The following is a 2,175-nucleotide window of genomic DNA, read 5'->3' as shown; positions in this document are numbered from 1 at the left end:
GCCACAGGCGGCGGGCGAGGGCGTCGTTCTGGCGGAAGAAGGGGGCGTTGGTGCGGGGGCGGGCGAAGGCGGCGATCTGGGCGCCGGAGGTCCAGAAGCCGACCGCGAACAGCCGGTCCTGCGGCAGGCCGGTCGCGCTGACAACCCGCTGCTCGGCGTCGACGTGCAGCCGGCCGGTGCCCGTGCCGTCCGGGACGGTCTTCTCCGCGGCGACCCCGCGGGTGAGCAGGGAGCTGACCAGCCGGTCGGGGGTCGCCGAGACCGCCGGGGCGGGCAGCCGGGCCTCGACCATCGCCCGGGCGGTGACCACGGAGTCGACCGAGGACGACCGTGCGGTGAACACGCCGGTGACCTCGTCGAGGTCGAAGCGGGTGTCGGCGCCGAGGAACCGGACGACGCCGGCCTCCGACAGCGCGACCAGCTCGGCCAGCCGCGGCGACGGCGGGCCGCTGGCCAGGTAGCTGAACAGGTTCATCCACCAGCCGGCGACGTCCTCGACCTCCGACCGCGGCGTCAGCCGCCCGGCGCCGACCAGCCCGGCGATCGTGCCGTGGCAGAGGAGCAGGGCGGTGAAGACGGCGGCGTCGGTGCTGAACGCCGGGTCCGCGGACCGGGCCAGGTCCGCCCGCACCAGCCCGCGCACCGCCTCCTGCAGCCCGGCGGTGGAGCCGAACCGCGCACCGGCCAGCGGCCGGTCCCGCGCCGTGAGGTCGAAGCGGTCAGCCGGGTCGGGGACGGCGCCGGCGACCAGCTCGGCGATCGCGGCCGGGTCGGTGGTGGCGGCGTACCCGGCGGCGAAGTCGGCCCACGGCAGGGTCACGCGGTCCGGGTGCGCGCGGAACAGCTCGGTGTAGTGCGCCCACCCCAGCTCCCGGGCGATGACGGGGGCCAGGTCGGAGCGCAGGTCGAGCTGGCGGTCGGTGGGCAGCGCCTCGGGGGTGAAGAACCGCAGCGGCACCGGCAGGCCGGGCCAGACGTAGCCCAGCTTCGCCCGGTACGGGACGCCGCGCCGGGAGCCGACGTGCAGCACCGGCTCCTGCCCGGAGGGCAGGTAGCGCAGCCCGTTCCCCGCCGGCTCAAAGCGGCCGCCGCGGCCGCTGGTCAGCAGCACCATCAGGTCGATGAACGCCAGCCCGGCGCCGCGGACGAGCACGTCCTCCCCCGGGGCGAGCCGCTCGAGGTCGAGGTCGGCGGTGTAGCCGGTCGGGAGGTAGCTGAGCCCGGCACCCGCGGCGCGCTGCGTGACGTCGCGCTCGGCGGCGGTGGCGTGGGCGTCGAGGTGGCCCTGGGCGAGCACGGCCAGGTCGGCGGGGAGCACCCGGCCGTCGGCGAGCTCCACGTCGACCCCGTCCTCGCGCACCCGCACGTCGACGACGGTGCTCTCGTGCAGGTGCACGTCGGCCCACGGGCGGGCCGCCGCGACGACCTCCGCCAGCACCCAGCCCAGGTAGGCGTTGACCAGCGGGCGGGACGGGAAGGACGTCGGCGTCACCGCACGCGCCTCCTCGCCCACCGGGTCACCGGCCGGGAGGTGCCGGGCGACGGCCTCCACCCACTGCCACAACGTGGTGCCCTCGCCCACCGGCCCCTCGACCGTCACCGACGGGTCGGGCAGCACCGTGACGTCGGCGGCCAGCGAGTTCGCCCACAGCAGCGAGGGCTGGGCGGCACGCCAGACCCGGCCGCCGCCGGGCGGGTGCGGGTCGACCAGGTGCACCTGCAGCCGGCCGGTGCCGCCCAGCTCGGGCGCGCTGGCGACCAGCCGCTCGAGCAGACCGATGGCGGTGGGCCCGGCGCCGACGACGGCGATGGAGGGTGCGCGGTCGTGCGGGGGTGACGCGGACATGCGGACTCCGGGGAACGGAGGGTCAGGGGCGCGGGGTCCAGACCGTGCGCCGACACTGGGCGCTCGCCGTCCGGAGGAGGTCGACGTGCCGGCGGCAGACCAGCGGGGTGCGGGGCACGTGCGTCTCCTTCCGTCGTCCGTCCTCGGGGCAACTCCGGCCGGGGGGCGGGGTGTTCCCCGCCACCGGGGTGCGACAACTCACGATGTCCATCAAGGCGATGGTGATTGATGCGTCGCCGGGCGTGCACCTATCGTCCTCCAAGTCCTGAGCGCCAGCGACGAGCCCAGGCTCGCTGGCCGGCGCCCCTCCTCCGGTCCCACCCCCGCGC

1 protein-coding gene is annotated in these 2,175 nt (G+C 76.6%); it reads right to left on the bottom strand.

The genetic code is table 11. The annotated features are described in order from the left end of the window. The coding region (locus tag FHL80_RS25015) for an FAD/NAD(P)-binding protein (protein ID WP_138736026.1) at window positions 1-1,846 on the bottom strand (1,846 nt) is incomplete at its 3' end. Between the last annotated feature and the right edge of the window lie 329 nt (window positions 1,847-2,175).

This window comes from Modestobacter excelsi, assembly GCF_005930495.1.
GTDB classification, from domain to species: domain Bacteria; phylum Actinomycetota; class Actinomycetes; order Mycobacteriales; family Geodermatophilaceae; genus Modestobacter; species Modestobacter excelsi.
The sequence above is the reverse complement of the archived record's forward strand: the minus strand, read 5'-3'. Positions and strand labels throughout refer to the sequence as shown.